This window comes from Streptomyces sp. NBC_00690 (genome assembly GCF_036226685.1).
Taxonomy (GTDB): domain Bacteria; phylum Actinomycetota; class Actinomycetes; order Streptomycetales; family Streptomycetaceae; genus Streptomyces.
In genome coordinates this window covers 7,496,939-7,517,407 of sequence record NZ_CP109009.1, presented here as the reverse complement: position 1 = coordinate 7,517,407, position 20,469 = coordinate 7,496,939, and the positions used below count along the sequence as shown (strand labels likewise).

The window sequence follows — 20,469 nt, the reverse complement described above, 5'->3', positions numbered from 1 at the left end:
CGCACGGAACGGGCTCGGACAAGATGCCGACGAGCAGCGTTCCAGTGAGCTGCCGCCTCGCGCAAAGGGGCGCTGGTCAGGGCAGTTTCCGTACCTGAAAGGCGGCTGCCGCGGTCCGTCTCTGCGGGCCCGAGGGGGGTTGCCGAAGGTCTTGGCCGTCGCTGCACAGACCAGTTGGGACGGCAGGCGTACGCCCCCGCCAGGCGAAACCATCGCGGTGAGCGGGCCCAGGGGCCTTGTCCCATCCCCCTCGCGGCCGAGTGGCAACGGTGCATCACCGCCCCTCCGGCGTCCGGGCCGGAGTGCGGCCACCGCCCGAGTCCCGCAGGATCGGTGCGTGACCGAAGTCACGGACGGGATCTTCGAGATCGAGGAGCGCACAGATGAGTGGAACGGCCCAGATCGGCGTCACCGGGCTCGCGGTGATGGGGCGCAACCTCGCCCGGAATTTCGCCCGCAACGGCCTGACCGTCGCCGTTCACAACAGGACGGCAGCCAGAACCCGCGAGTTGGTCGACTCATTCGGCAGCGAGGGCACCTTCGTCGCCACCGAGTCGCCCGAGGACTTCGTCGCCGCCCTGGAACGCCCACGACGGCTCGTCATCATGGTCAAGGCGGGTGAGCCCACGGACGCGGTGATCGAGGAGTTCGCCCCACTGCTGGAGGAGGGCGACGTCATCATCGACGGTGGCAACGCCCACTTCGCCGACACCCGACGCAGGGAGCAGGAGTTGCGCCGGCGCGGGATCCACTTCGTCGGCACCGGAATCTCCGGTGGAGAGGAAGGGGCCCTCCACGGCCCCAGCATCATGCCGGGCGGATCGGTCGAGTCGTACGCCTCGCTCGGACCGCTACTAGAGTTGATCGCGGCCAAGGCACCCGACGGTGCACCCACGGTCGCGCACATCGGACCGGACGGCGCGGGCCACTTCGTGAAGATGGTCCACAACGGCATCGAGTACGCGGACATGCAACTGATCGGGGAGGCTTACCACCTGTTGCGCTCGGTCGCGGGCTACTCCCCCGCCCGCATCGCCGAGACGTTCCGGTCCTGGAACACCGGTCGGCTCGACTCCTATCTCATCGAGATCACCGCGGAGGTCCTCGCCCACACGGACGCCGCAACGGGCAAGCCATTCGTCGATGTCGTCCTCGACCAGGCCGAGCAGAAGGGCACGGGCCGCTGGACCGTACAGATCGCCCTGGACCTCGGTGTCCCCGTCTCGGGCATCGCGGAAGCCGTCTTCGCCCGGTCGCTCTCCGGCCACGCGGAACTCAGATCGGCGTCACAGGAGCTACCGGGGCCCACGCCGAAGGCGCTGAGCGGCAGCGACGCCGAACGGTTCGCCGAACGCGTCGAGCAGGCTCTGTACGCCTCGAAGGTCGTCTCGTACACGCAGGGGTTCCAGCAGATCAGAGCAGGCAGCGACACCTACGGGTGGGATGTCGACCTCGGTACGGTCGCCTCCATCTGGCGTGCGGGCTGCATCATCAGGGCCGCCTTCCTCGACCGCATCCGCATCGCCTACGACGCACGGCCCGATCTGCCGAGCCTGCTGTCCGATCGTGAGTTCGCCGCCGAGATCGGGGCCGCACAGGGCGACTGGCGCGAGGTGGTGGCGACAGCCGCACGGGATGGCGTGCCCACTCCCGGATTCTCCGCCGCGCTCGCCTACTACGACGCACTGCGGGCGGAGCGTCTGCCCGCCGCTCTCACCCAGGGACAGCGTGACTTCTTCGGGGCCCACACGTATCGACGGACCGATCGGGACGGGGTCTATCACACGCTGTGGGGCGGCGATCGCTCGGAAGTCGCGGTGCAGTGATGCGAAAGGGTGGTGTCCAGACCTCCAGGTCTGGACACCACCCTTCAGGAATCCGCAGCTCAGATGGGCCCCGGAGCCGGTTGCGGCTCGGGTGGCCGGGGCTCAGGGCTGGGAGTGGGAGGCCCCGGAATGGGGTCGGGCGCGGGCCCGGGTGGTGGCGTCGGACGGGGGACGGGACCGGGCAGCGGCCCTGGGTCCGGCCCGGGCGGCCCCGGACTGGGCACGGGCGAAGGCGGTACGGGTGGTTGGGTCATGCCAGACCTCCATGGTGCAAAAGTCATGCGTTCCCACTGTCTCCCCATCCGCGTTCCCCCGCCTGCGGGGCGCACACCCCCGGGAACGGCCGACGGGCCCGAGGCGCCCCACCGGTCTCCACGCTCCGCTCAGGTCGAGGAGCCTCGATGCGCCCGAGCGGCCTCCACTGCTCCCCGGAGACCGGATCGGGGGCTGGAGAGCACGGGAACGGCCATCCGAACCCGTCCGCCGGCGTCCGCCATGGATGCCTGGGCCAGTACGACGACATCGCCGTCGGCATCGGCGTCGCCCAGGGCATCGACAGCGGCGGCCACGGAATCGAGATACCCCTCCCGGTCACCGTCCAGGAACCGTTCCCAAGCCCCTTCGACCACGACAGCACGCACATCAGGGTCCCGGCCGCCCCGCCCTTCAGACAGGGCTCGGGCCTCCTCCTGGATCAGGGCCACGGTGGGTTCGACGGTGCTGGCCAAGGCGGCGACGACAGTCACACGAGGCATCCTCGCCGCAGCGGCTGCCATCGGTCGATCGACCCGTACCACCGGCACACCCACCGCCGCGGCGCTCGCTTCCGCGACCGCGCCCAACGTCGAGCAGGTGCACAGCACCGAGGTCGCCCCCTGCCCCACGGCCTCGGTGAGCGCTTCGACCAACGCAGGCGCCGCGGCGTCTGGCCCTTCCTTGACGGCCCGATCCAACAGATCCACCCGAACGATGTGGAGCAGTTGCACACCGGGGTGGTCACGGTCGCGTAGGGCGTCGAAGACCGGGACGTGGACCGGGGAGGTGTGCAACAGGGCGATCATGGTCCGCAGCGTAACCACTCCCATCCCGGCGCAACGAAGCGGTTGTCACGGGCACACCGATGACAACGACACCGAGCAGCGATGAGCCGCCCCTGACGCCGGCCCACGGCGAACACCCCGGGCTCTCAGCCCCCTGACGGGCTCATCGTGTCTACGGACTCACCACATCTGCGGATTGGACCGCAGTTGCTCCTTGGCAGCGGTGACGAGTTCCACCGGGGCCTCGGGGGCCTCGTCGGGATGGCGCAGGGCCCACTTGGCCGCGTAAGGACACAGCGGCACGACCGGGACGCCTTCCCGAGCCGCGATCGCATAGAACTCGCGCACCAGGGCGCCCGCGATCCCCCTCCCTTCGAATTCGGGCTCGACCACGGTGTGCACGGCAACCAGCGCGGCGGGCGCCCCGGCCAGGGTGAAGTACGCGATGCGGCCGGCTACCCGGTCCGTGTCGTACGCCTCCAAAAGGCCCCGGCTCCTGTTGTCACGGATGTCGATCTTCTGTTCCGGGTGCTGTTCGGACATGGTGGGCGCTCCTCGCTCCGATACATGGACACAGCAGGACGACTCCATCCTCATCCATGAACGTCACCGGGGCGATCACCGGGCGGGTGTCAGACGAGGACGTGGGGCCCGCGTCGGGTGTCACTGCCGGGCACGGGTGCGGAAGCGTCCGTACCCAGTTCCACGATCCTGTTGTCGGCATCGACATGGACGACCCGGGGCACCAGCGCCCGCGCCTCGGCGTCGTCGACCTGGGCGTAGCTGATGAGGATCACCAGATCTCCCGGCTGCACCAGATGGGCCGCCGCACCGTTGATGCCGATGACCCCGGACCCCGGCTCGCCCTCGATGACATAGGTCTCCAGCCGCGCACCGTTGGTGATGTCGACGATGTGCACCAACTCGCCGGGCAGCAGATCGGCCGCGGCCATCAGCTCGGCATCGATGGTGACAGATCCGACATAGTGCAGATCGGCCTGGGTAACGGTGGCACGATGAATCTTGGACTTGAACATGGTGCGCAGCATCGAGGTACCCCCAGAACTAGGCTCCCTGCCTGCGTTTTTGCAGGTCAAGGGCGGTTTCCCTACCTTACAACGAGTCGCATGTTCGGTCAGCTCTCTCCGTGTTTTTGAGGACTGATGCTGCCCAATTGCTGACTTTTCTGATACTTCGTCAGGTCTGGCCGGGACTGCTGCACAGCCCCATCCACTCCGTTCAAGCTGCTGCTGAAGGTGGTGCGTGAGCGGGGCGGGAACGGGCCTGGTGACGGCCGGCCATGGTGCCTGCTGCGGGCGGACCGGGGCCGTTGGTGGTCGTGCCACCCGTTCCGCTGGTCGTCATCGTCAAGAGCGGCATCGCGGGATGCGGCGGTGTGGTGGCGGGCACCATCACTGCCGTGCAGGAGAAGCATGCTCAATCGCAGGTGCGACATCAGGCAGCACAGTTCGAGAATCGCCTTGCCTCTCACCTCGCGAAACTCGACCGAGCGACCGCAGCGCTGAGGTCGCTCGGTCGAGCGCAGGCAGGAACGGGCACAGCGTGATGCCATCTCCCGGACGCAGGACTTCCCGAGCGCCAGGCCAAGCAGGTTCGAGCGCCCGAGCACCCCATCCTCGATGGAGTCGACGACGCGAGCACCCCAGGGGCCGTAGCGGTGTCGGGGCCCGATCGGGAATTGGCCGGTTGAGTCCGAGCCGCCGGCGGCGCAGCCCTCGTCGGCGGCGCGACCCCGATTGTCCTGCGCAGGGCCGCCGCCCGGCTGGCGAAAGCCAGCACGGGGAGGCCGATCGCGGACCTCTACGGAGCCGCCAAGCGAGGCATAGTCTCCGTCACGCCGCCTCCGTGTTGAACAGCCTCAGCCCAGATACCTCCCCCTCATCGACTCACCGCTCGACAACGCCAGGCGAGGGCGGAGCTATTTCCACCCGACGCCTCGAGGCTGGAAGGTTTGGCGTGGGAGACTCGCTGCCTGCCCGTATCGCCGCTCCGTCTCGGTCACGTGCGCTCCTTGGTCGGAGTGCAGGATCAGACGAAGGCCGCCCCCGCGTCCGGCGAACTCCTTGGCGAGTGACCGCGTTCGAGACGTCGTTCGAAATCGGAAGAAGAACAGGCTTAGCGAGTGGTGTGGGCACCCCCATTGACGTTGAGCACCTGTCCGGTGATGTGGCGGGCGGCAGGGGAGGCGAGGAAGGCGATCGCGCCTGCGATGTCCGCGGGGGAGCCGGCGCGGCCCGTTGCCGTGCCGGCCACGAGGTGCTCGCGCCGTTCGTCCGTGAGGTGGTCCCGGAAGAATTCGGTGTCGGCGATGTAGCCGGGTGAGACCACGTTGGCGGTGATCCCACGCGGGCCGAGCAGGCGCGCCAGGTCCAGGTTCCAGGTGGCGAGTCCAGCCTTGGATGCACCATAGGAGCCGGCCCCTTGATCAGCGGCGATTGACCCGATGTGTACGACCGCGCCACCGGCGGCAAGCCGGCCGTCCAGCGCCTTGGTGGTGAGTGCCGCGCTGATCAGGTTCGCGTCGAGATTGGCGCGGAAGGCACGGGCGTAGCGAACCAGTTCCATTTCGTCCCCGGCCCCGGTGTCCGGGTCGGTGCCGCTGTCGAAGTCGGTGTTTCCCCCTGCGTTGTTGACCAGCACATCGATCTGCTCCGGCAATGCGGACAGCACCCCGGCGAGCGACTGGGGGTCAGTGTGATCGCACACCAGGGCGCGAACGCCGGTTTGCTGGGCCAGGTCACTGAGCGGTTGGAGCCTACGGCCGGTGACGATCACTGTTTCGCCCTGCTCGGCGAAGTGCCGGGCCGTCGCGCGGCCGATGCCTGTACCGCCGCCCGTGATCAGGATGGTGCGTGACATATGCTGAGCTCCGAATCGCTTACGTTTAGATCTAAATTTAGATCTAAACGTATCATCTCGAAAGAGAGCCCCATGGCAAGAGATCATCTGACGACACACAACGCTGGGGCCCCGCAGGCCGAGGGAGCCGCGCACCTGCCACAGGACATCGCCGCCGCCTGGGAGCGCGAGCGCCCCGGTACCCCCGCCACGGCGATCGGGATCGTCACGCCGATCTGGCAACTGGCCAAGCTCTTCGGCGACGACCGGCGCCGGGTACTGGTCCGAGCCGGAGTGGACTCCGCCACGCTCGACCTACTGAGCGTCCTGCGCCGAAGCGGTCCTCCCTACACCCTGAGCACCCGCGAGCTCGGTCAGCGCTCCCTGGTCACGGCAGGCGCCGTCTCACAACGTGTCGCCCGCGCCGAACGCGAGGGACTAGTCACCCGTCAACCAGGCCAGGGCCGACCCCGTACCGTCCAGATCACACTGACGGCAGCCGGCCACGATCTCGTCGAATCGACGGTGGACCAGGTACTCAACCGAGAAGCCGACTTGATCGACGGCCTCACCCCGCACCAGCAGACCCACCTCACGCAGCTGCTGCGCATCCTGCTACAGGACGTCCAACAGCGCCTCGGCGATGACCGCATCACCCAGGTGGGCCAGGAGTAACGCCACCCACAAGAACGGCGTACACGCTCACCGGCATCCGGCCCACAGCAAAAGAAACGCCGCCTCGGCTGCCCAAGGGAACCGTGCAGCGGCTCAGCGTTCTCCACTGATCCGACACCCGGTCGGCATTCTGCGGCCGGGGAACTGGTCCCGACCCTGGACCGGGTGGCGCTGGTGGGCTTCCCGGCCGCCGAGCGTCACCTCAGTTTCGACGGGCGGCCCACCACAGTCTTCGAACCTCCCCGGATGCGAAGGTCGACGACGTCCGTGCCGTACTGGCCCGTACCGTCAGCCCCGGCGACCCGGGGGCCGTCAAGGTCTCCCGCCCCTCGGACGCCTTGGCGGCGAAAGCCTCCACCGACCGGGGGCTGGGCGACCTTCGGTTTCACCCTCGCCCAGGGCTGGACCGCCGTGGTGCCGGCCTGGTCCGTGGCGGCCGGGTTCGGGGCAACGCTGTTCATCGGTGTCCTGGCGGGTCTCTATCCGGCGGTACAGGCGTCGAGGCTGCACCCCACGGATGCCCTGAACGCCGGCTGAGGCACGGCTCCCCCGGGCCCGCGGCGGAGTGTCAGCGCGCGGCGGCCCGGGGGGCGGCGTACCGGCGGCGGCTGCGGAGCATGCCCTCGTCGGAGAGGGTGAACACATCGACGAAGTCGACCTGCTGGGGGCTGACCTGGCCGATCGCGACCACGCAGTCGCCGGAGGCCACGATGCGGTCGATGTTGTGGCGGCAACCCAGCGCCGGCGCCTCGGGCCGGGCGTCCCCGTCGAGCAGGGAAAGGTAGCCGTCGACGTCCCCGGTGTCGAGGTAGTGGTACGCCAGCCGCACATGGTCGACCCCGGAGTCGGTGACAAGACTGCTGGGGAGCAGCTTCCTCGGGTGGCGACTGTTCATGGCACGTCCTTTCGTACGACCGCCCCGCGGACGGGCGGTTGCAGGTACCACCGTCCTCCGGCGCCGCAACCCCTGCCTATCGCGCCACTATCGCCACCACCGGATCTGGACACCGTTTACAACAGTGGAGATGGTCGGGAAACTGTCCGCACACGTGTCTTGTACGTCGCTTTCGGCACGGGCTCTGTTGGTCGGACGTGTTTCTCGCTGGGAGTGACTGTGGACTTATCGCCCGGTGAGGGTCACTCGACCTCGGACTCCGTGGTCTTCCGTATCCTCGGGCCGCTCCATGTGCAGGGCCCGGACGGACAGGTACGGATTCCGCCCGGTCGCCAGGAGGTGGTCCTCGCCGCGCTGCTGCTGGAGGCGAACCGCGTCGTCAGCACCGACTATCTGGTGGATCTGATCTGGGAGGACGCCCCTCCGGACACCGCCAGGACCCAGGTGCAGATCTGTGTGTCCCGGCTGCGGAAGCTGTTCGGCGGGCGGGCGGTGGCCGCCGCCATCACCACCCGCCCGCCCGGCTACGTCCTCGCGACGGAGGACGGTTCGGTCGACGCGGCACTGTTCGCCCGGTGGATCGCCGATGCCCGGCTGACCGGGAAGCGGGCCGGGGGCTCGGCCGAAGCGGTGGAGCTGCTGCGGTCGGCGGGCGGGCTATGGCAGGGGAACTGTCTGAGCGGCATCGCGAGCGAGAAGCTGCGCAGCAAGGCACGGCAGCTGGACGAGGAGCGGCTGACGGCGGCCGAGCACCGGATCGACCTGGAGCTGGAGCTGGGCCGGCACCGCCAGCTGGTGGGCGAGATACAGCTCCTGGTGCACGAGCATCCGCTGCGGGAGCAGCTGCGCGGGAAGCTGATGCTGGCGCTGTACCGCTCGGGGCGGCAGGCGGAGGCCCTGGACGTCTACCGGCTCGGCAGGGATCTGCTGGTGGAGGAGCTGGGTCTGGAGCCCGGCGGGGAGCTGCGGAGCCTGAATTCGGCGATCCTCGCCGGGGAGGTGCCGTCGCCGGGTCTGGCCGCTCCGCCGCCGGGCCGGCAGTCCAGCGGCCCCGGGAACGGCGGAGGGGACACGCGGGCCCGGCCGGCGGCGGGCGGTCCGGTCCCGGAGCCGTCGGAGCCGGACGGCGGTTCCCGGACGGTGGAAGCCGGGCCCCGGCCAGCCGGGGCCCCGGTGCCGGTGGCCGAGGTACCGCGCCAGCTTCCGTCCGACACCGCGGACTTCACCGGTCATGGCGCCCGGATAACGGACATCGAAAGGACGCTGCTGGGACCGGGTGAGCGGCGGGCCGTGGGCCTCGTCGTGATCGTCGGCAAACCGGGGACGGGAAAGTCGACGCTCGCCACGCATATCGCGCACGGAGTGGGCGAGACGCACTTCCCGGACGGGCAGCTCTACTGTGATCTGCGGGGTACCAGCGGTGCCCCGGCGACCGCCGGGGAGGTACTGGGCCGCTTCCTGCGCGCCCTCGGCATCCCCGGGCCCGTCATTCCCGAGTCCCTCGACGAGCGCGCCGAGATGTACCGGACGCTGCTCGGGTCTCGGCGGGTGCTGGTGGTGCTGGACGATGCCGCGTCCGAGAGTCAGGTCCGGGCGCTGCTGCCGGGGGCCGGGAGCTGTGCGGTGCTGGTCACCAGCCGGGTGCGGATGACGGGGCTGCCGGGCGCGCACCGGGTGGAGCTGGATGTGCTGGAGACCGGTGAGGCCCTGGAACTGCTGGTCCGGGTGATCGGCGAGGAGCGGGTGGCGGGCGAGGCGGTCGCAGCGGAGGCGCTGGTCCGGACCGTCGGCGGGCTGCCGCTGGCCCTGCGGATCGTGGCCGCCAGGCTGGCGGCCCGGCCGCACTGGACGCTGGCGTCGATGGTGCACCGGCTGGCGAACGAGCGGCACAAGCTGGACGAACTCACGCACGGCGAGATGACGATGCGGGCGAGCCTGTCGCTGACGCACGACGGGCTGGGGCCGGCGGACCGGCAGCTGCTGCGGCTGCTGAGCCTGGCGCAGGGGCCCAGCCTGCCGGGCTGGCTCGCCGGGGCGCTGCTCGACGACCGCCGCCCGTTCCCTTCGGATCTGCTGGAGCCGCTGGTCGACGTGCAGATGCTGGATGTGGTCGGAATGGAGTCCACGGGCGGCTTCCGCTACCGCTTCCACGAGATCATCCGGGTGTTCGCCCGGGAGCAGCTGGCCGCGCACGACGATCCGGGGACCCGGTCGGCGGCGCTGAACCGGATGCTGGGCTGCTGGATGGGGCTGGCCGAGGAGGCCCACCGCCGGATCTACGGCGGGGACTTCACCGTGCTGCACGGATCGGCGCCGCGCTGGGTGCCACCCGCCGCGCATGTCGACGAGCTGCTCGCCGACCCCATGGAGTGGCTGGACAGCGAGCACGCCAATCTGGTGCAGGCGGTGGAGCACGCGGCGGCCGAGCAACTCGACGAGGTGTGCTGGGATCTGACGACGACGCTGGTGACGCTCTTCGAGATGCGCGGCTATCTGGACCACTGGGAGCGTACGCACCGGCTGGCGCTGCGGACGGCGCGGTCGGCGGGCAATCAGCGGGGCAGCGCCGCTGTACTGGCCTCGCTCGGTTCGCTCTATCTCAGCCGCAGCCAGTACGACGAGTCGCGGACCGCGTTGACAACGGCGTTGGGGCTGTTCACCGAGATCGAGGACCGGCAGGGGCTCGGTCTCTGCCATCGCGATCTGGCCCTGCTGGAACGGTTCCTTGGTCATGAGTACGAGGCGCTGGAGCTGTACGACCGGGCCCTGCGGGATTTCGACGCGTCGGGCGATGTGGTGGGCCGGGCCATCGTGCTGACCCAGAGCGCGCAGATCTGGATGCTGCGGGGGCAGAGCTCGGCCGCGCAGCGCAGGCTGGACGAGGCGCTGGACATCTACCGGCTGGTCGGCTACAAGGGCGGCCAGGCGCGGGCCCTGCGCCGGGCCGGTCAGCTCCAGCAGCAGCAGGGCGAACTGGGCCGTGCGGTGGCGACGTTCACCGAGGTCCTGGAGCTCTGCCGGGACAGCGGGGACGTGATCGGGGAGGGACATCTGCTGCGGGACCTGGGGCTGGCGCACGGCAGGATGGGTCAGGACGCGGCGGCGCGGGACTGTCTGGACCTGGCGCTGGGCATCCGGGAGCGGATCATGGACCACGGTGGGGCTGCGCTCGTACGGCTGGACCTGGCGAAGCTGCTCGCGTCGGACGGCGGGCCGGGTGACCGGGCCCGTTCGCGGGAGTTGCTGCGGAGCGCCGTACATGCTTTCAGGGACCGCCGGATGGAGCCGGAACTCGCGGAGGCGCAGCAGCTGCTGGCGGGCGGCTGAGGCGGAGCCGCGGCTGGGGCCGACGGGGCGGGGCAGGACCGGCAGGCGGGGAACGGACCCGAGCTGTCCGGCCGTCGGCCGGCCGGTGCGGAAGCGGTTCGGAAGCGGTTCGGAGGGCTTGGCCGGTGGCGGTGTCACGGGCGCCGGATGCACTGCGCGGTGAGCGAGTGGACCGGTTCTGTCACGGTCGGGGGCCTCGGGGGCCGGGGTGTTCCGGGTGTTTCCGCTTCGGGGTCAGTCCCAGGGATCGTTCACGGTGATCACTCCCGGAAGTCGTCGGCATCGGAGGAAAACGGAGAGGTTCTCGGGCGGTTCCGCTTCGGGATCAGTCCCAGGGATCGTTCACGGCCGTCAGTCCCAGGGGTTGTTGACGTTGGAGGGGCTCGGGGCCGGGGTGGGCGGGCCGGCCGGTGCCGGTCCGTCCGCCTGGGCCGAGGTGCCCGCCGGGGTGCTCTCGCCGGCCGGGGCCGCCTGGATGCCGAACAGTGCGGCGCCGGCGACGGCGGCGGTGACGGCCGCAGTACGGAGGGCCTGGGCGAGAGCCATGATCCGATCCCTTCGATTGGGGCGTTCCCGCTGGTGGCGGGGCGTTTCCTGCTTCGTGGACACCACGTTAGGGAGGGGTGGAATCGCCGGACCGGCCGTGCTCCTATCGCCCGGCTATCACGGTCCGGACGGAGTACGGCGGTACGGGTCGGCTCAAGTCGCGGGCTCCGTACCGCCGGCGTACCGTCCGCACCGGCCGGCACGGGAGCCCCACCATCACCAGGGGTGCGCGGCGTGGACGGGTCCGGCGAAAGGAAGGGCGTCCGGTGGCGCGGTCCCGCCCCGACCGGGGTGATAGCGGCCCGGCGATCCGCCCGCCGCGGCCGTGGTGCGCTGGGCGGCGCCGGGATGGTGGCGCGATAGCGGGGTGCCGACGATGGGACGTGTCCCTCCCAACCCCGTTCAGGGAGCGCCCATGAACCCCGCGCACTTCGCAGAGACCGTCACGGATTCACAGGTGGGAGCCCTGATCCGGGCCCATCGGCTGCGTATCGGACTGACCCAGCGGGAGCTGGCCGACCTGTCCACGATCAGCGTGCGGGCGATCCGCGATCTGGAACATGGCCGGGCCACCCGCCCCCGTACCGACACGGTGCGGCTGATGGCGGACGCCCTGCGACTGGGGCCCCGGGCCAGAGCCGCGCTGGAGGATGCCTCGCGGCCGGGACGCGTGGGCAGAGCCCCGGCGGGGCCTCCGGCCCCGCCGAACGCCCCGAAGCCGCTGGTGGGAAGGGACACGGAGACCGCAACCCTGGTGCAGGAGCTGGCGCCGGACGGGGGGGAGCGGCTGGTACACCTGGTGGGTCTGCCCGGGGTCGGCAAGACCCGGGTGGCACTGGCCGCGGCGGCGGCTCTGCACATCTCCGGGATGCCGGTGCTGTGGCACGCCTTCCCCGGCGCGGCCCGCGAGTACGGCCCGGCGGCCGCCGGGCCGTGGCCAGAGCTGACGGAGCGTCTGGTGTCGGGGCTGTACGCGTCCGGGTTACCACACCGGGAGCCCGCGGGCGGGGAGTCGGCGAGCGCACTGCTGGGCGAGGGACCGGTACTGCTGGTACTCGACGGCGCCCCGGCGCACGCTCCGCACGCGGACCGGCTGACCCAGCTGCTGCACGAGGTGCCGGGGCTGCGGCTGCTGGTGACCTCCGACGAGCCGTGGCAGGCCCCCTGCGAACGGCTCTTCCTGCTCTGCCCGCTGCCCGTGCCGTCCGCCGGTACCCGAGGGGCGGTGGACGGTCCGCAGCCGGCCGGGGACGAGCGCGAGCCCGCGGTGCGGATGTTCCTGGACCAGGTGCGGCGGGTGCTGGCGGCTCCGGCGGTGACGGCGGCCGACCGGGAGCGGGCGGTACGGATCTGCCGGCTCCTCGACGGACATCCGGGGGCACTGTCGGCCGCCGCCTCCTGGCTGGTCGTCTCCGATCTGGCGGCGCTCTGCGACACGCTGGCGGTGGATCCGGCGGCGTTCCTCGACCATCTCGGCGGCCGGGACGACCGGCTCCGGGACTCCCTGTACGGCCGGATCGGGCGGCTGGCCGCAGGGCCGCGCGCTGTAATCGGCGCCCTGTGCGCCGCGCCGGGCCCGGACTCGGTCGCCGACGGCTTCGGGCTGCCCGCGCTCACCGCGCTGACCGGCGGCAGTCTGCACGAGTGCGGGCGGCTGCTGCGGGAGTTGCTGCTGTCGGGGCTGGTCCGGGCGGCCCATGAGGAGGGCCCGGCCCGCTTCCGGGTGCCGGCGCTGGTCAGGGCGCTGGTGACCGGGGCCCCGGTGGGCGCGCCGCAGGCAACTGCCGCCGTCTGAACTGCTCCCGGAGTGCCGGGGCAACTGCCGCCCGGGGCCGGACGGCGCGGATTGGATGAGCTCAGCGAGTTCCCCGGCGGACCGGGCCGGAAGACCGGACCGGCGGGACCGGCCGGGGACCTCGCAGTCGCACCGCATCCGCACGCCGAACCGCCGGACCGCTCCGCCCGTATGCGGGGCCGGTCCGCATCCGCCGAGCCGAGCCCGTCGCGCCGGCCCGTCCCCGAGGAGCGACCGTATGTCCCCCAAGGCATCCGTCAGGCTGCCGCTGTCGGCGGCCCAGCGCGAGATCTGGCTGGCCCACACGCTGGATCCGACCGGTCGGCGCTACAACATCGGCGAGTACCAGGAGCTGCGCGGCCGGGTCGATCCGGAACTGGTCCGGGCCGCGTTCCGGCAGCTCGCCGTGGAGACCGACGCGATGCGGATCCGGGGTGTCGGCGCGGACAGCGACGGCCCCTGGCAGACCCTGCACGCCGACCCGGGCGACCGGGAACTGGCACTGGTGGACCTCAGCGGCGCCGAGGACCCGGCCGCCGCGGCCCGCGGCTGGATGGCGGCCGAGCTCGCCCGCCCGTTCGATCTGGCGGCGGACTGGCTGACCCGGCACGCCCTGGTGAAGGCCGGTGAGAAGCTGTGGTTCTACTTCCACGGTTTCCACCATCTGGTCATCGACGGCGCCGGGCGGTCTCTGCTGGGCGCCCGGCTGGTGGAGCTGTACGAGGACGCGGCGGCCGAGAGGCCGTGGCGTCCGTCGCCGTTCGGTTCGCTGGCGGAGCTGCTCGCCGAGGAGACCGGGTACCGGGAGTCGCCGCAGGCGGCGGAGGACCGGGCGTACTGGGTCGCGAAGACAGCGGACCCGCCGCCGGCCGCGCGGATCGCCGGGGGGCGCTCGGCGCCCGTACCGCCCGGTTCGCTGCCGTTCGTGCGGCGTACGGTGACCCTCCCCGCGCCGTACGCCCGGCAGTTGCGGGAGATGGCCCGCGCGCACGGGGCGCCGTGGACGAGGGCGGTGATCGCCCTGGTCGCTGCCTACGTCCACCGGGCCTCCGGAACGGACGCCGAGGAGCTGACGCTGGCGCTGCCGGTGAGGGCGCGGACCGGGGAGACGGCCCGCAGCACCCCGGCGATGCTGTCGAACATCATTCCGCTGCGGCTGCCGGTGCCCGCGGGCGGCACACTGGCGGGGCTGCTGGGGGCGGTGGTGACGGAAGTCCGGCAGGGGCTGCGGCGGCAGCGGACCCGGTTCGAGGAGTTGGGCCCGGAGGGCGCGCCCGGGCGGCCGCCAGTCTCCCTACAGCTGAACATCATGGCGTTCGCACCGGGGATGCCGTTCTTCGGTGTGCCGACCACCCAGCACAACCTGGGAAACGGGCCGGTGGACGGGCTGACGGTCGCGGTCTACGACCTGGGGCCGGAGGACGGGCTGCGGATCGACTTCGACGCGGCGCCGGAGTCCTGCGACACGGCCGCCGTCGCCGCGCACCAGGACCGGTTCGTACGGTTCGTGGGCACCGCGCTCGCCGCGCCCGAGGAGCCGCTGTCCGCGCTGGAACTGATGGACCGGAGCGAACGGCGGCTCGTGTTGCACGAGTGGACGGGGGTGACGGCTCCGGTCGACGAGCGGCCACTGACGGAGCGGTTCGAGGAGCAGGCCCGGATCCGCCCGGACGCGGTCGCCGTGGTCTTCGGCGAGGACCACCTCACCTATAGCCGCCTCGACACCGAGGCCAACCGGCTGGCCCACCACCTGCGTACCACCACCGGACTAGGCCGCGGCGACCTCGCAGGCATCCTCGTCGACCGCTCACTCCCCCTGGCCACCAGCATCCTCGCCGTACTCAAAACCGGCGCCGCCTACACCCTCCTCGACCCCGACTACCCCGATCTGAGACTCACCGAAACCGCCGCCGACGCCGGCATCACGGCCCTGGTCACGACGGAGGGCTATGCGCAACGGGTGCCCGGGCCCTGGCCGGTGGTACGGGTCGACTCCGAAGCCCCGGCGATCGCGGCGCGGCCGGGGAGCCGCCCGGAATCGGTGCTGACGGGGGACGACTCCGCCTGTGTGATGTTCACGTCTGGGTCGACCGGACGCCCCAAGGGAATCCTCTCCTCCCACCGGAACCTGACCTCCACCATCACCGGCCAGACCTACTGCACCTTCGGCCCCAGCGAAACCTTCCTCCAATGCTCACCCGTCTCCTGGGACGCCTTCAGCCTCGAATTCTGGGGCGCCCTCCTCCACGGCGGCACCACCATCCTCCAACCCGGACAACGCCCCGAACCCGCACTCATCGCCCACCTCACCCCCCACCACCACATCACCATGCTCCAACTCTCCTCCAGCCTCTTCAACTACCTCACCGACGAACACCCCACCACCTTCACCACCACCCACACCGTCTACACCGGCGGCGAACCCGCCTCCCCCACCCACATCCACACCCTCCAACAACACCACCCCCACCTCACCATCACCAACGGCTACGGACCCGCCGAATCCCTCGGCTTCACCACCACCCACACCATCCCCCAACCCACCAACAACCCCACCACCCAACCCACACCCATCGGCACACCCCTCACCAACAAACACACCTACATCCTCGACCACCACCTCCAACCCGTCCCCCCAGGCACCACCGGCGAGCTCTACCTCACCGGCCACGGCATCGCCCACGGCTACCTCACCCAACCCACCACCACCGCAACCCGCTTCACCCCCAACCCCTACGGACCCCCCGGCACCCGCCTCTACCGCACCGGCGACCAAGCCCACTGGGACACCCACGGCAACCTCCACTACACCGGCCGCACCGACACCCAAATCAAAATCCGCGGCTTCCGCATCGAACCCACCGAAATCGAAAACACCCTCACCACCCACCCCCACATCACCCAAGCCACCACCACCCACACCAACAACCAACTCACCGCCCACATCACCACCACCCCCAACACCACCACCACACCCCACGACATCCGCACCTACCTCCGCCAACACCTCCCCAACCACATGATCCCCACCCACATCACCACCCACCACCAACTCCCCCTCACCCCCAACGGCAAAATCGACAAACGCGCACTGTCCCGGTTCGCCGCTCCCCCGGCCGAGGAGGGCGGACGGACGGCCAGCACTCCGCTGGAGGAGATCGTCTGCGCCCTCTTCGCGGAGGTGCTGGACCTCGCAGAACCACCGTCCGCGGACGCCGACTTCTTCACCCTCGGCGGCCACTCCCTGCTCGCCGCCAAGCTCGCCAACCGGCTCTCGTCGGCGCTGGACGCCCCGCTGGGCCTGCCCGACGTCTTCCGCCAGCCCACCCCGGCCCGGCTCGCCGAACAGCTTGCGGAGCTCACCGGCCGGGGCGCCGCACCGGCGCCGCCCGCGGTCCCCGGACCGCGGCCCGAGCGGCTTCCGCTGTCCTTCGCCCAGCAACGACTGTGGCTGGTGAACGGGCTCGAAGCCGGTGGGACGGCCTACAACGTCCCCCTGTCGGTCCGGCTGGAAGGGCCGCTGGACACGGCCGCGCTACGGGCCGCCGTCCGCGATGTGATGGAGCGTCATGAACCGTTGCGGACCCGGATCACCGTCATGGACGGCGAACCCTGCCAGCTGGTGGACCCGGTGGGAGCGGCGCCCTTCGAGGTCCGCGACATCGCCCCAGAGGCGGTGGAGCCGGAGCTGACGGCCGCCGCCGGACATGTCTTCGACCTCGCGGCGGAGGCTCCGCTGCGGGTGACGCTGCTGCGCACCGGCCCGGAGTCGGCCGTGCTGCTGGTGCTGCTGCACCACATCGCCACGGACGGGCAGTCGCTGGGTCCGCTGTTCGCGGACCTCTCGGCGGCGTACGCGGCCCGGCTCGCCGGACGGAGCCCCGCCCCGGCGCCGATTCCCCTCGCCTACGCCGACCATGCGCTGTGGCAGCGGTCCGCACTGACCGGTCCGGTGCTGGACGGGCAGCTCGCGTACTGGCGGCGGGCCCTCGCGGAGCTGCCGCAGGAGCTGGGCCTGGTGCACGACCGGCCCCGGCCGCCGGCCGCCGGGGGGCGCGGCGGTGCCGTGGCGGTGGACTTCGGCGCGGACCTCGGCCGCCGGATCGCCGGGCTGGCCCGCGCCGAACGGTGCACGCCCTTCATGGTGGTGCAGGCGGCGCTGGCCGCCACCCTGACCCGGCTGGGCGCGGGTACCGACATTCCGCTGGGCTCCCCCGTGGCGGGCCGTGTGCACAACGGACTGGCGGGGCTGGTGGGGTTCTTCGTCAATACGCTGGTGCTGCGGACGGACACCTCCGGCGATCCGGAGTTCCGGGCGCTGCTGCGCCGGGTCCGCGATACGGACCTGGATGCCTTCGCCCACCAGGACGCCCCGTTCGACCTCGTCCTGGAGGCCGTCAATCCGCAACGGTCACTGGCCCGGCATCCGCTGTTCCAGGTCTGCCTGGCGGTGGAGAGCGGTCCGGCGCCGGCGCCCGTCTTTCCCGGGGTCCGGAGCGGGCCGCTCGTGCCGGTGGTGACCGGGGCGGTCAAGTTCGACCTGGAGTTCCTGCTGCACACGGGCGGTGCCGACGGCGAGCCGGACGGGCTGGCGGGCACGGTGCTCTACAGCGACGACGTCTTCGAACGGGCCTCCGCGGAGCGGATCGTCGCGATGGTACGGCGGACGCTGGAGCAGGCCGTCGCCGCACCGGAGCTTCAACTGTCCCGGCTGGACCCGATGTCCGCCCGGGACCGGCGGCTCGTGTTGCACGAGTGGACGGGGGTGACGGCTCCGGTCGACGAGCGGCCACTGACGGAGCGGTTCGAGGAGCAGGCCCGGATCCGCCCGGACGCGGTCGCCGTGGTCTTCGGCGAGGACCACCTCACCTACGGCCGCCTCGACACCGAGGCCAACCGGCTGGCCCACCACCTGCGTACCACCACCGGACTAGGCCGCGGCGACCTCGCAGGCATCCTCGTCGACCGCTCACTCCCCCTGGCCACCAGCATCCTCGCCGTACTCAAAACCGGCGCCGCCTACACCCTCCTCGACCCCGACTACCCCGATCTGAGACTCACCGAAACCGCCGCCGACGCCGGCATCACGGCCCTGGTCACGACGGAGGGCTATGCGCAACGGGTGCCCGGGCCCTGGCCGGTGGTACGGGTCGACTCCGAAGCCCCGGCGATCGCGGCGCGGCCGGGGAGCCGCCCGGAATCGGTGCTGACGGGGGACGACTCCGCCTGTGTGATGTTCACGTCTGGGTCGACCGGACGCCCCAAGGGAATCCTCTCCTCCCACCGGAACCTGACCTCCACCATCACCGGCCAGACCTACTGCACCTTCGGCCCCAGCGAAACCTTCCTCCAATGCTCACCCGTCTCCTGGGACGCCTTCAGCCTCGAATTCTGGGGCGCCCTCCTCCACGGCGGCACCACCATCCTCCAACCCGGACAACGCCCCGAACCCGCACTCATCGCCCACCTCACCCCCCACCACCACATCACCATGCTCCAACTCTCCTCCAGCCTCTTCAACTACCTCACCGACGAACACCCCACCACCTTCACCACCACCCACACCGTCTACACCGGCGGCGAACCCGCCTCCCCCACCCACATCCACACCCTCCAACAACACCACCCCCACCTCACCATCACCAACGGCTACGGACCCGCCGAATCCCTCGGCTTCACCACCACCCACACCATCCCCCAACCCACCAACAACCCCACCACCCAACCCACACCCATCGGCACACCCCTCACCAACAAACACACCTACATCCTCGACCACCACCTCCAACCCGTCCCCCCAGGCACCACCGGCGAGCTCTACCTCACCGGCCACGGCATCGCCCACGGCTACCTCACCCAACCCACCACCACCGCAACCCGCTTCACCCCCAACCCCTACGGACCCCCCGGCACCCGCCTCTACCGCACCGGCGACCAAGCCCACTGGGACACCCACGGCAACCTCCACTACACCGGCCGCACCGACACCCAAATCAAAATCCGCGGCTTCCGCATCGAACCCACCGAAATCGAAAACACCCTCACCGCCCACCCCCACATCACCCAAGCCACCACCACCCACACCAACAACCAACTCACCGCCCACATCACCACCACCCCCAACACCACCACCACACCCCACGACATCCGCACCTACCTCCGCCAACACCTCCCCAACCACATGATCCCCACCCACATCACCACCCACCACCAACTCCCCCTCACCCCCAACGGCAAAATCGACAAACAGGCTCTGCTCGCCCTGCCGAAGCCCCGGCCCAAGACCGCCGGTGCCGGCGGCCGGCCGCCGCGGACCGCACTGGAGCGGACCGTCTGCGCGGCCTTCGGGGAGGCCCTCGGGACCGATGTCCCGCCCGGCCCCGACGACGACTTCTTCGCCCTCGGCGGCCACTCCCTGGTCGCCGCGAGGCTCGCCAACCGCCTGAGCCGCGCCCTGGAACTGAAGCTCACCCTCCGGGACGTGTTCCAGCACCCGACGCCCGCCCGACTGGCCGCGTACCTCGAAACCGGCCCGGCCGACACCACGACCGCCCCCGAACCGCGCCGCGCCAGGCCCGTCCTGCGCCGCCGCACCGACCAGGAACGGATCACCTCATGACCGACGGGACCGCCCCCCTCCCCAACGCCGACGACATCGTCTGGGACCTGCCCGGCGACGGACCGCAGCGGACCGCGCTGCTGGTGCTGCCGCACGCCGGTGGCAACGCCCATGCCTACGCCGACTGGCGGGACCGGCTCCCGGCGGACGTACGGCTGCTGATCGGCCAGTACCCGGGCCGAGGCGCCCGCTACGCCGAGGAACTGCCCACGACCATCGCCGATCTGGCCGGTCCCGTGGCGGCGGCGCTCCCCGGCGATCTACCGGAGGACCTGGTCGTGCTCGGTCACAGCATGGGCTCGCTCGTCGCCTTCGAGGTGATACGGCGGCTCGCCGCGGCCGGGCGGCCCGCCCGCGCCCTGGTGGCCTCCGCCTGCCGGGCACCGTTCCTGCCGAACCCCAGCGCCGTGCACCCGGAGCGGCTCGACGACGACCAGTTGGTCGCCGCCATCAAGGAACGCGGCGGCACCGACGACGGGATCCTCGACGAGCCCGAGCTGCGCGAGATCATCATCCCGTCGATCCGGGCCGATTTCGCCATCGACGACGTGTACCGGTGCTCCGTGGCAGAGGCCGCGGTGGACTGCCCGGTCACCGTCATCGGCGGAGACCGGGACCCCGTGGTGCCGGTCGCGTCGCTGGACCGCTGGGCCGAGATCACCGAGGCCGGGTTCGCGGCGCACACCCTGCCGGGCGGCCACTTCTACTTCCAGCAGCAGCTGCCCGCCTTCTTCGCCCTGCTCGGCACCGTACTCGGGGATGGTTCCGAGCCCGCGTCCGGATGGCTCACCGCCTCGGCCGCCTGAAGCGCCTGCCTCTGTTCCCCGAGAACTCTCCGTTCTCCCGTACTCCTTCCGGTTTCCGCTCCCCGTCCGCTCCCACTCCGC

General features: G+C 71.0%; 12 protein-coding genes and 2 pseudogenes. 8 read left to right on the top strand and 6 right to left on the bottom strand.

What is annotated here, in order from left to right; translation table 11 throughout:
- The first annotated feature begins 383 nt into the window (after positions 1-383).
- Positions 384-1,826, top strand: coding sequence for an NADP-dependent phosphogluconate dehydrogenase (gene gndA / locus OID54_RS32625; RefSeq protein ID WP_329025463.1), 1,443 nt, complete (start codon positions 384-386; stop codon positions 1,824-1,826).
- Between the two features lie 383 nt (positions 1,827-2,209).
- Here the strand turns inward: gndA and OID54_RS32620 are convergent, their stop codons facing one another.
- From OID54_RS32620 to panD, 3 genes are all read right to left on the bottom strand, one after another.
- Complete coding sequence (locus OID54_RS32620; RefSeq protein WP_329025461.1) at positions 2,210-2,887, bottom strand: aspartate/glutamate racemase family protein; 678 nt, start codon at positions 2,885-2,887, stop codon at positions 2,210-2,212.
- 159 nt (positions 2,888-3,046) lie between these two features.
- Complete coding sequence (locus OID54_RS32615) at positions 3,047-3,409, bottom strand: GNAT family N-acetyltransferase (protein WP_329025459.1); 363 nt, start codon at positions 3,407-3,409, stop codon at positions 3,047-3,049.
- Positions 3,410-3,498: 89 nt separating this feature from the next.
- Complete coding sequence (gene panD / locus OID54_RS32610; protein WP_329025457.1) at positions 3,499-3,915, bottom strand: aspartate 1-decarboxylase; 417 nt, start codon at positions 3,913-3,915, stop codon at positions 3,499-3,501.
- Between the two features lie 183 nt (positions 3,916-4,098).
- On the opposite strand from panD, the pseudogene OID54_RS32605 reads away from it, so the two are divergent.
- Positions 4,099-4,191, top strand: a pseudogene (locus OID54_RS32605) (IS5/IS1182 family transposase); the annotation flags it as partial.
- An 811-nt stretch (positions 4,192-5,002) separates the two neighbouring features.
- Here the strand turns inward: OID54_RS32605 and OID54_RS32600 are convergent.
- Positions 5,003-5,746: an SDR family NAD(P)-dependent oxidoreductase gene (locus tag OID54_RS32600; RefSeq protein WP_329025455.1), complete on the bottom strand. Its 744-nt coding sequence runs from the start codon at positions 5,744-5,746 to the stop codon at positions 5,003-5,005.
- Between the two features lie 72 nt (positions 5,747-5,818).
- Here OID54_RS32600 and OID54_RS32595 point away from each other — a divergent pair, with 72 nt between their 5' ends.
- Positions 5,819-6,400 carry a MarR family winged helix-turn-helix transcriptional regulator gene (locus tag OID54_RS32595; protein ID WP_329025453.1) on the top strand — a complete coding sequence of 194 codons (582 nt, stop codon included), beginning with the start codon at positions 5,819-5,821 and terminating at the stop codon, positions 6,398-6,400.
- 121 nt (positions 6,401-6,521) lie between these two features.
- Positions 6,522-6,937, top strand: a pseudogene (locus OID54_RS32590) (ABC transporter permease); the annotation flags it as partial.
- A gap of 31 nt (positions 6,938-6,968) precedes the next feature.
- Here OID54_RS32590 and OID54_RS32585 read toward each other — a convergent pair.
- Positions 6,969-7,295 (bottom strand): nuclear transport factor 2 family protein, encoded by a 327-nt coding sequence (locus OID54_RS32585; protein ID WP_329025452.1) that lies wholly within the window; start codon positions 7,293-7,295, stop codon positions 6,969-6,971.
- Positions 7,296-7,556: 261 nt separating this feature from the next.
- Between OID54_RS32585 and OID54_RS32580 the strand changes: the two genes are divergently transcribed.
- On the top strand, positions 7,557-10,622 hold the full coding sequence (locus OID54_RS32580) for an AfsR/SARP family transcriptional regulator (protein ID WP_329025450.1): 3,066 nt from the start codon (positions 7,557-7,559) through the stop codon (positions 10,620-10,622).
- A gap of 351 nt (positions 10,623-10,973) precedes the next feature.
- On the opposite strand, the gene OID54_RS32575 is transcribed toward OID54_RS32580, so the two are convergent.
- Complete coding sequence (locus OID54_RS32575; protein ID WP_329025448.1) at positions 10,974-11,168, bottom strand: hypothetical protein; 195 nt, start codon at positions 11,166-11,168, stop codon at positions 10,974-10,976.
- 415 nt (positions 11,169-11,583) lie between these two features.
- On the opposite strand from OID54_RS32575, the gene OID54_RS32570 reads away from it, so the two are divergent.
- The 3 genes from OID54_RS32570 to OID54_RS32560 all read left to right on the top strand — a co-directional run bounded on the left by OID54_RS32570 (position 11,584) and on the right by OID54_RS32560 (position 20,388).
- Entirely contained in the window at positions 11,584-12,963 is a 1,380-nt protein-coding gene (locus OID54_RS32570) for a helix-turn-helix domain-containing protein (protein ID WP_329025446.1), read from the top strand.
- 238 nt (positions 12,964-13,201) lie between these two features.
- On the top strand, positions 13,202-19,582 hold the full coding sequence (locus tag OID54_RS32565) for a non-ribosomal peptide synthetase (RefSeq protein WP_329025444.1): 6,381 nt from the start codon (positions 13,202-13,204) through the stop codon (positions 19,580-19,582).
- On the top strand, positions 19,579-20,388 hold the full coding sequence (locus tag OID54_RS32560; protein WP_329025443.1) for a thioesterase II family protein: 810 nt from the start codon (positions 19,579-19,581) through the stop codon (positions 20,386-20,388). The genes OID54_RS32565 and OID54_RS32560 overlap by 4 nt, the downstream gene beginning before the upstream one ends.
- The last annotated feature ends 81 nt before the right edge of the window (positions 20,389-20,469 follow it).

Excerpts from the sequence above, each read along its gene's own strand:
- OID54_RS32600 (WP_329025455.1), bottom strand. The coding sequence starts at position 5,746 with ATGTCACGCACCATCCTGATCACGGGCGGCGGTACAGGCATCGGCCGC.
- OID54_RS32615 (WP_329025459.1), bottom strand. The coding sequence starts at position 3,409 with ATGTCCGAACAGCACCCGGAACAGAAGATCGACATCCGTGACAACAGG.
- OID54_RS32575 (WP_329025448.1), bottom strand. The coding sequence starts at position 11,168 with ATGGCTCTCGCCCAGGCCCTCCGTACTGCGGCCGTCACCGCCGCCGTC.
- gndA (WP_329025463.1), top strand. The coding sequence starts at position 384 with ATGAGTGGAACGGCCCAGATCGGCGTCACCGGGCTCGCGGTGATGGGG.
- panD (WP_329025457.1), bottom strand. The coding sequence starts at position 3,915 with ATGCTGCGCACCATGTTCAAGTCCAAGATTCATCGTGCCACCGTTACC.
- OID54_RS32620 (WP_329025461.1), bottom strand. The coding sequence starts at position 2,887 with ATGATCGCCCTGTTGCACACCTCCCCGGTCCACGTCCCGGTCTTCGAC.
- OID54_RS32595 (WP_329025453.1), top strand. The coding sequence starts at position 5,819 with ATGGCAAGAGATCATCTGACGACACACAACGCTGGGGCCCCGCAGGCC.
- OID54_RS32565 (WP_329025444.1), top strand. The coding sequence starts at position 13,202 with ATGTCCCCCAAGGCATCCGTCAGGCTGCCGCTGTCGGCGGCCCAGCGC.
- OID54_RS32570 (WP_329025446.1), top strand. The coding sequence starts at position 11,584 with ATGAACCCCGCGCACTTCGCAGAGACCGTCACGGATTCACAGGTGGGA.
- OID54_RS32585 (WP_329025452.1), bottom strand. The coding sequence starts at position 7,295 with ATGAACAGTCGCCACCCGAGGAAGCTGCTCCCCAGCAGTCTTGTCACC.
- OID54_RS32560 (WP_329025443.1), top strand. The coding sequence starts at position 19,579 with ATGACCGACGGGACCGCCCCCCTCCCCAACGCCGACGACATCGTCTGG.